At 62.7% G+C, this 8,299-nt stretch carries 6 protein-coding genes and 2 pseudogenes; 1 reads left to right on the top strand and 7 read right to left on the bottom strand.

Annotated elements, in window-relative coordinates; translation table 11 throughout:
• Positions 1 to 272: 272 nt before the first annotated feature.
• From NKI96_RS27815 to NKI96_RS27790, 6 genes and pseudogenes are all read right to left on the bottom strand, one after another.
• Complete coding sequence (locus NKI96_RS27815) at positions 273 to 2,414, bottom strand: beta-galactosidase (protein ID WP_352807168.1); 2,142 nt, start codon at positions 2,412 to 2,414, stop codon at positions 273 to 275.
• Between the two features lie 24 nt (positions 2,415 to 2,438).
• The gene (locus NKI96_RS27810) at positions 2,439 to 3,341 is read right to left on the bottom strand and encodes a carbohydrate ABC transporter permease (RefSeq protein ID WP_352807166.1); all 903 of its coding nucleotides are present in this window, start codon (positions 3,339 to 3,341) and stop codon (positions 2,439 to 2,441) included.
• Positions 3,341 to 4,261: a carbohydrate ABC transporter permease gene (locus tag NKI96_RS27805; protein ID WP_352807163.1), complete on the bottom strand. Its 921-nt coding sequence runs from the start codon at positions 4,259 to 4,261 to the stop codon at positions 3,341 to 3,343. The genes NKI96_RS27810 and NKI96_RS27805 overlap by 1 nt, the downstream gene beginning before the upstream one ends.
• A gap of 77 nt (positions 4,262 to 4,338) precedes the next feature.
• Positions 4,339 to 5,649, bottom strand: coding sequence for an ABC transporter substrate-binding protein (locus NKI96_RS27800; protein ID WP_023669337.1), 1,311 nt, complete (start codon positions 5,647 to 5,649; stop codon positions 4,339 to 4,341).
• Positions 5,650 to 5,760: 111 nt separating this feature from the next.
• Positions 5,761 to 6,945 carry an ROK family transcriptional regulator gene (locus tag NKI96_RS27795; RefSeq protein WP_352765645.1) on the bottom strand — a complete coding sequence of 395 codons (1,185 nt, stop codon included), beginning with the start codon at positions 6,943 to 6,945 and terminating at the stop codon, positions 5,761 to 5,763.
• Positions 6,946 to 7,196: 251 nt separating this feature from the next.
• Positions 7,197 to 7,478, bottom strand: a pseudogene (locus NKI96_RS27790) (IS30 family transposase); the annotation flags it as partial.
• Positions 7,479 to 7,486: 8 nt separating this feature from the next.
• Here NKI96_RS27790 and NKI96_RS27785 point away from each other — a divergent pair.
• A pseudogene (locus tag NKI96_RS27785) lies at positions 7,487 to 7,720 on the top strand (heterodisulfide reductase-related iron-sulfur binding cluster); the annotation flags it as partial.
• A gap of 382 nt (positions 7,721 to 8,102) precedes the next feature.
• On the opposite strand, the gene NKI96_RS27780 reads toward NKI96_RS27785, so the two are convergent.
• Entirely contained in the window at positions 8,103 to 8,252 is a 150-nt protein-coding gene (locus tag NKI96_RS27780) for a hypothetical protein (protein ID WP_352807178.1), read from the bottom strand.
• Between the last annotated feature and the right edge of the window lie 47 nt (positions 8,253 to 8,299).

The following is an 8,299-nucleotide window of genomic DNA, read 5'->3' as shown; positions in this document are numbered from 1 at the left end:
CCCTTTGAATACATCTGCAAAATCTGGACAAAAGAGCCCGAACGATTCAGGCTCGATCCAACCCATCAAACCTTGGGACTAAACATCTAGAGGCCGGCGCGGTCCCCTGATACCGCCTCGTATCGCGCGCCCGAACTTGGCGCAAACGCGGCACGGCTTCTCATCGAAAGGATCAAGGGACGTACGAAAAGCGTGTTCGTGACGCTGAAAGTCGTGGCACGTGGCAACACAAAGATGCCTGGAGCGTTTCCCAAGGCCTCGCGCCAATATCCCTAGTCGAGTTCGATGATGCTGCAGCCATAGGCCGGGAGCGACAGCCTACCGCCGCGTACTTTGCCATCGCCGAGCAAATCCTTGCCCGCGGGGACATTGCCGATGCTTGCCGGCTCGCCCAGCGTGTTGAGGATGAACAGCAGGCGGCGGTCCTTGCTCTCGCGGATGGTCGCTTCGACGCCGGCCGGCATGTCTGCGATGAGCGGCACGATACCGGCGGGCGCCAGCACTTGATCGGCCAGCACCTCGACCAGAGCGTCGCTGAGGTACGTGCCGAGGTAGATCACCTTGCCCTTGCCGACTTTGCGCGAAGTTATCGCGGCCTGGCCCTCGGCGAAGCGGCTGGCCCAGCTGCCGATAACCTCCGTGCCGGGCGCGACGTTAAGCAGCTCATAAAGATGCGCCGCCGTCACCTGCGCATTCCCGATCTTGAGCTCGTATTGGCGGCTCGCCGACGTCGCTGGCAGCTTCTTGCGCACCGTATTGGCGCCGAAGCGGCCGCCATGCTCGAACAGGCCCTCGCCGCCGATCGGCGTCAGCAACCCGAACTCCTCGACCGTGATCCCGGCCAGCGCCGAGAGCGTCTTGCCCGGCGAGGTGTCGCGGATGACGTGGTTGTTAACGTCGCGTGATCCGGTGCGGCCGCCCAGGATTACCGTTCCACCCGCCTCGGCGAAGGCCTCGATCCGCGCCGTCCACGCATCGGTCCATTTCAGCCAATGCGGCACGTAGAGCGCCATGAGCTTGCTGAGGTCATCCTCGGGATGGATGAAGCCGCAGGCGATGTTGTGGCGGTAGCAATAGCGGTGCAGCAGCGTCGCATCGTCCTGCGGGCTCGGCATGCCGATGGGGCAGGAGCGGTGCATCTCCTGATTGTCGAAATCTGATCCGGCGATGCCCAAATCCATGCGCACATGCGTGCCGAGGATCTTGTCCTTGAGCGCCGTGACCTCACCCGCAAACTGCTTGGCCTCGTCATAGCGCCGCCGCGGGATGTCGTCGTGATCGATGATGCCCATCCAATAGATCTCGGCGCCGAAATGCGCCGGCCGCCAGCGGAAGAACATCACGCCATCGGCGCCGCGCGCTACTGACGTATAGGCCATGCGGCGCATCTCGCCGGGTTCGGGCGTCAGCGTCGAGAAGTTCGGCTGCGCACCGAAACCCGATTGCTGCTCAGGCACGATGAAGTTGCCGGTGAAGCCGCGGCAGATGTCGAGACGCAGCGCCTGTACCTCGCCGACGCTGCCGACCCGCTGCATCTCGTCATCGAGATGCGGGTAGATGTCGAAGCCGAGAAAATCGAGATCGGTCGAGAACTCGCCGCGGAAGTCGATGTCGTCGATCCGCCCCAGATTGTGGAAGACGAACCAGTCTGGATTGGTCTCGCGCAGGATCAGCACCTGATCGTGCTGGAACCGCGCCGTGACGAAGGCGAGGAAGCGGTGATAGTCGACCACATGGGTCGGCCCGACCGGGGCAGGCGCGTAGTCGAGGGGCAGCACCACTTGATCGAAATCGTCGTAGGCGGTGGCCCAGAAATGCCCGCCCCACGCATCGTTGAGCGCGGCGATGGTCTCGTACTTGTCCTTGAGGAAGGCCTGGAACTCGGCCAGCGTCACCTGACCGTAGGACAGCGATCCAGAGGTATTGAGCTCATTGTCCGTCTGCCAGCCGATGATGTGCGAATTGCCGCGATAATGCTGGGCCATCGCTTTGGTGATGCGCTTCGAATGCTCGCGGAACACTCCGCTCGCAAGATTGCTGTGCTGGCGCGAGCCATGGCTCATGGCGCGGCCATTGGCATCGACGCGCAACACTTCGGGATAACGCGCCGTCAGCCAGCGCGGCGGCGTCGCCGTCGGCGTGCACATGATGGTCTTGATGCCAGCCTTGCCCAGCACATCTATGGCGCGGTCGAACAAAACGAAGTCGAACGTCCCCTCACGCGGCTCGATAATATGCCAGGCGAATTCCGCAAGTCGCACCGCGTTGAAGCCCGCGGCTGCCATGCGGTCGGCGTCGCGCTGCCAATAGCTCTCATCGACATGCTCGGGGTAATGCGGGGTACCGACGAGGAAAGTGTCGGTCGCGATCGGCCGCCAGACAGAGAGCGGCGCGGATTTCGAGGCAGTCGTCATAGTCGGAAAACTCCAGGCGATAGTCTACTTGATGGCGCCGGCGGTGAGGCCGCCCTGCCAGAACCGCTGCAGCAGCAGGAATACCACGATGACCGGGATGATGCTGACCAGAGCGCCGGTTATGATGATCGAGAACAGCACCTGTCCTCCGCCACCGCCCTGCTGCGCGAGCTGATACCAGGTCGCAAGGCCCACCGTGATCGGCTGATATTCCGGCGTGCGCAGCACGATGAGCGGCAGGAAGTAATTGTTCCAGGTCCCGACGAATGAGAGCAGCGCCACGGTCACCATGCCCGGTGCCACCAGCCGCAGCACGATGGCGCGGAAGATCACGAACTCGCCGGCGCCATCGAGACGCGCTGCGTCGAGCAGTTCGTCGTCGACGCCCTGCTCGATATAGACGCGCATCAGATAGACGCCGATCGGCGAGATCATCGAGGGCAGGATCACGCCCAGCGGATTGTCGCTGAGTCCCGAAAGCGCCAGCAGCAGGAAGGTCGGCACGACGAGGGCCGTCTGCGGGATCATCACAGCGCCCAAGACCAGCGCAAACAGCAGATTGCGGCCGACGAATTTGAATTTGGCTAACGCATAGCCTGCCGCGGTAGCCAAGATCGCGGCACCGAGCCCGGCGACGCTCGAATAGAGCACGCTGTTGAACATCCAGCGCATGAAGACGCCGTTGTCGCGCGCCAGAAGATCGCTCAGATTCCGCCAGAGGTTGAACTCCGTGCCGAAGCCGAAGCCGAACGTGGTGAACAGGTCGCCATTCGTCTTCGTTGCCGACAGGACCAGATAGGCCAGCGGCATGAAGCTGTAGAGGAGGAACAGTGACAGCAGCAGCGTGAGCATGATCCGCGAGCGCCGCCTTTCGCCGGGCCGGCGCTTGGCAGCCTCGAAAGTGGCGATGTCGGTGGTCGCAGCCATCATTGCTCCGACCGACGGCGGTTGGCGATCAGGGTGAAGATGTAGGAGGCACCGGCGATCACGATGCCAAGCACGAACGAAACGGCGGCCGCATAACCATACTGCTGGTTCTTAGTCGCCAGAGAATAGGCATAGAGGTTCGGCGTGTAGCTCGAATTGATGGTGTTACTGGCGAGCGCGCGCATCAAATACGGCTCGTTGAACAGCTGCAGTGTGCCGTTGATCGAAAAGATGATGGTGAGCAGGATCGCCGGCCACAGCAGCGGCAGCTGGATCAGCCGGGCAAATTGCCAGGGCGAGGCGCCGTCCATCCGCGCGGCCTCGGCGAGGTCCGACGGGATCGCCTTCAGCGCGGCGTAGTAGATCACCATATTGTAGCCGACATATTCCCACGTCACGATATTGGCCAATGAGAAGATCATCGCGCCCGGCGATAGGAAGTCCGGCGGCGGCAGGTTGAACGCCTTGGCAATCTGCGTGAACGGGCCGAAGGTGGGGCCGTAGAGATAACCCCAGATGATCGTCGCGATCACGCTCGGCACAGCGTAGGGGAGGAAGAAGCCGAGCCGGAAGACGCCCTTGGCATAGACCTGGCCACGATCGAGCACGATGGCGAACAACAACGCCAGGACCAGCATGATCGGCACCTGCACGATGCCGAACAAAACGAGGTTCCACACGCCACCCCAGAATTTGGCGTCGTCCGCGACCTTGATGTAGCTGGCTGCACCCGCGAACTGCCGTCCGCCCACCAGCGTGTCGCGGTAGAGGCTCATGTAGAACGCATAGACCAGCGGCGCGACGATGAAGGCGATAAACAGCAGCATGAAGGGCGCCAGGAACAGATAGGGCGCCAGCTTTCGTGACGTAAAACCGCCCGATCGCGCTCGGCGCGTCGCTGCGGCTGGCGAGTTCGACAATGCCCTGGTCCCCATCCTGCAAGATAAAGAGATCGGGCGCGCCGATCAAGGCGCGCCCGGCCGGTGCCCGGGAGGAGTTAGGCCACGGTGAAGCCTTGGTCCTTCGCGTAGGTGACCACGGCATCCTGGACACGGTCGAACGCATCCGACAGCGTGCCGTTGCCGCTGATCGAAGCGCCGAATTCATCGGACATCGACTGGTAGAGGAAGCCCTGGAACGGGCTCCACTCAAACGGCGCCACGGCACTCGCTGATTTGGCAAACACTTTGTTCACCTCCTGGCCGCCAAAGAATTCCGGCTTGGCGCTCGCCCATTCCGGGCTCGACAGCAGCGCGTTGGTGCAGGGAAAGAAGTTTTGCTTGGTGGTGTAGAGCTTTGTGGCTTCGGGATTCGTATTCAGCCAGATCGCGACTTCGGCGGCCTCGGGCAGATGCTGGGTCGCTTTCATCACGGCCAGCGCTGAGCCACCCCAAGCGCCAGTCACGAACTTGCTCGCGTCCCACTGCGGCAGATCGGCGGCACGCCACTTGCCCACGCTGGTCTTGGCGACCGAGGTCAGGAACAGCGGACCCCAGCCCGCAGCAAGCCAGGTGGCATAGCGACCCGAGTCGAGGCCGGTGTACCACTCATTGTTGAAGCCCGGCTTGGTCTCGATAACACCCGCGGTGATAAGGTCCTGCCAATAGGCGGCGAAGTCCTTAGCAATCTTGTCGTTGATCCTGATCACGAGCTTGTCGCCATCGCGGCTGACCGGCTTCCAGCCCATCGGCCACAACAGACCCAAGACCCAGTCGGCGTTGGCTCCGAACGGCGCGTCGGTCATGAACACATTCGGATCGGCCGCATGGATCTTCTTGCCCGCATCGGCAAACTCGGCCCAGGTGGTGGGCGGCGTGATCCCATGCTCGTCGAAGACGTCCTTGCGATAGAGCATCGCCATCGGACCGTAATCCTGCGGCGTGGCGTTGACCACATCGCCCATGGCGACCTGCGCCCATAGGCCTTCGGGGAACTCGCCCTGATGGGCATTGGCGTACTGGCCGATGTCTGCGAGGGCGTCGACCTGGCGGAAGCTCTCGAGGTGCTGGTATTCGATCTGGGCGACGTCCGGAAGGCCGCTGCCCGCCTGCAGGCCCGCGCGGAGCGCGTTATACAACGGGTCCCCCTGGCCGGGATTCACGAGTTCGATCTGGATGCCTGGATGCGCGGCGTTGAACATGTCTACCTCAAGCTGGAGATTCGGCACCCAAGACCACACAAGCACCTTGACGGGCTCGGCACCGCGAACTGCGGCAGGCAGACCCGCTACCGCAACGCTCGCGCCCGCAACTTTCAAGAAGTCACGACGCTGCATCATCCGCCCAAGCGGATTGAAAATCTTCGTCATTGAAGTCCTCCCACGAAAGATACGCTCCCACACGACGCAGGGCGCGTTTTTTCTTTCAGTTAGAAACTTAATGCCGACATACAGTCGCTGTCAATTGCGATCGATTGATCTTCAGTCGGCCATCACGAGGCTGTCGGCAGGGTTGAGAGTCGTCGCATCAAGCACCAGACGCACCGCGCCCAGGACGATATCGCGGTGCCCCAGCGCACCTATCACGAGGCGCGGCGGGTCGTACACATTGCCCTTGAGGCGATGTCGCAGCACATCGAGCACCAGATCACCACCGCCGACGACCCGGCCCGCCAGTACGATGATTTCGGGGTTCATGAAGGCAGCAACACTGCCCACCGCCATCGTCGCATAGTCCAGCAACTCGGTGACAACCGGCGCGATTTTGTCCGCCTGCCGGTCGGTGACAGCGGCCAGGGTGAGCTTTCCCGCCGCATACTGGGTGTTGGCCTCTTCGAGCATCTTGGTCGCCTGTTCGGGGATGCCGAAAAAGCGCAGCGATTGCTTGTCGCCCAGATATTCGAACGGCCGCCCGGTAAGGAGGGGGTCGTCGAGATACCAGCCGAGCTCGCCCGCCGCATGCGAATGCCCGCCATAGAGCTTGCCGTCGATCACGACGCCCGCGCCCGCGCCGGGCCCGATCGAAAGGCTCACGACGCTGTCGGCGCCACGCCCGGCCCCGAATCCCCATTCGCCCACGGCGGCGAGGTTGCGCCCGTTTTCGACGACGATAGGTATCTGAATATGCTCGCTGAGCCGCGCCCGCAACGGCATGTCGCGCCAGCCGAGCCCGAGCGTCAGCACCACTTCGCCCTCCGGCTGCCTGACGATCGAGGGCACGCCAATGCCGATGCCGCGAATAGTCTGGCCGCGCGGGCGGGGGGCCGCCATAAGCCGGCGGATCAGGCCGACCAGCTTTTCGAAATTGCGCTCGCCATCATCGTCGGCGGTCTCGTGCATTTCTGTCTGCACGACGCCTTCGAGATTGGCCACGGCGCCGTAGAACTCGCCCTTGCCGGCCTCGATGCCAATGATCGCATGCGCCGCACCGCGGAACTTGATGCGCGCCCGCGGCCGGCCCCGGACATTGGCCTCGTCAAACCCGTCATACGCAACCAAATCCTCGGCAATCAGATCCTCGATCACCCGCATCACCGTCGGCAGGCTGATGTTCAGCCGCTCGGCGAGGCTCGATGGCGAAATCACTCCTTGGGTGCGGATCAAATCCACCACGGCCGAACGATTGAGTCGGCGTAACAGGCTCGACGTCGTGGGCTGGCGCTTCATTCATGGACCAGTTGCAAAAGGCCGGCGGACCGGCAACGAGCGTCGGCATAGACCAGAACCGTGCCAGAGTCCGCCTTTTTCTGATGACGCCGAACGTCAGTTGTCGCTCGGCAGGGAAAGCTACCGCGGTAGCCCGTTCGATGATTACGGCGCTCCGTGGCGGGCGCCCAAGCCCTCTGAAGTCACTGCGCTACTTGTGCAAATAACTGACGCCGGTCGCTTCAATCGGTTACGAGTTCGTCCGCCCAACATCAATGACCGCTTTTGGCGGCGGGTTCAACCGATCGCTCCGCTAGGGTCTGATAGAGCAAGGTCTTTCTGGGGCGTTCGTTGAGTTGCCGCGCGATGGCGCTGAGCTTTGCCTGGCTGTGCAGGGACAGGTCGGTGCCACGTGGCGGATATTGGCGCAGCAGTCGGTTAGTGTTTTCATTCGAGCCGCGCTGCCAGGGTGATCGAGGATCGCAGAAGTAGACCTCGACGTCCGTGGCCAGTGTCAATCGCTGGTGCTCGGCAAGCTCTTTGCCTCGGTCCCAGCGCTGCCATGAAAGGCGCTGTCTTTGTCCCGTGCTTTATCGATGCGTTTTATCCAGGACGGCATTGCGACGCTCGAATTGCTGGAGCGCCTGAGTCTCGACGTGGACTATCTGAAGAGCAGACCTGCTGCGGTCAGCCGATGGCCAACAGCGGCGCGCACAAGGATGCGGCAGGGGCCGAGGCGGTCTTCGTCGCCAATTTTGCCGGCTACGATTATATCGTTGGACCTTCGGCGAGCTGCATCCACCATGTCCGCTCCCAGCCAGCGTTCTGGAATCGACAGATCAGGCTCTCGCTCGCCGGAAGATTGTCGGTCCCACACACGCGTGGTGGACACGAATCCGGCGAGCCCGGCGACGTCTTTCATTGCCTGTACGAAATGCACCCCTCGAGGTGTTCGATGAGGCGGAAGACGTCCCCCTTCCCGTCCGACAGCGGATCGAACCAACGCATCGCGCCGAAATTTCATCGCTCGCGCGTGCTCTCCTTGACGTCGAGCGCGAATCCGGCGCGCTCGAGCACCGCGGCGCAGTGCACCTTGTCCTTCAGCTCTTCCAGCTCTGCTTTTTTCATCTTCGCCTGCGCCTCGTCGCGCTCCCTCCCTCGATTCCGCCCCGGATTTTTCAGTGCAGGAGCCGGATGCCGCGAAGAGCAGGGCGGGCAAGGGCGCGGCCGGCAAGCCGGCGTTTGTGCCGGGTGGCGCGAACGATGCCCATGTCGGTCATCAAGCCGCGCCCCGCCGCTTCGCCGGCATGGCGGTTGCCCGCGACCATGATTGTCAGTCCCAAAAAGCTGGCACCTAGGGCGCGGTCGCTCTTGA

The sequence above is a fragment of the Mesorhizobium sp. M0292 genome (assembly GCF_040321695.1).
Taxonomy (GTDB): domain Bacteria; phylum Pseudomonadota; class Alphaproteobacteria; order Rhizobiales; family Rhizobiaceae; genus Mesorhizobium.
The sequence above is the reverse complement of the archived record's forward strand: the minus strand, read 5'-3'. Positions and strand labels throughout refer to the sequence as shown.

Bases quoted from the DNA above. Each gene is read 5' to 3' on its own strand.
- NKI96_RS27815 (WP_352807168.1), bottom strand. From the start codon at position 2,414: ATGACGACTGCCTCGAAATCCGCGCCGCTCTCTGTCTGGCGGCCGATC.
- NKI96_RS27780 (WP_352807178.1), bottom strand. From the start codon at position 8,252: ATGGTCGCGGGCAACCGCCATGCCGGCGAAGCGGCGGGGCGCGGCTTG.
- NKI96_RS27800 (WP_023669337.1), bottom strand. From the start codon at position 5,649: ATGACGAAGATTTTCAATCCGCTTGGGCGGATGATGCAGCGTCGTGAC.
- NKI96_RS27795 (WP_352765645.1), bottom strand. From the start codon at position 6,945: ATGAAGCGCCAGCCCACGACGTCGAGCCTGTTACGCCGACTCAATCGT.
- NKI96_RS27810 (WP_352807166.1), bottom strand. From the start codon at position 3,341: ATGGCTGCGACCACCGACATCGCCACTTTCGAGGCTGCCAAGCGCCGG.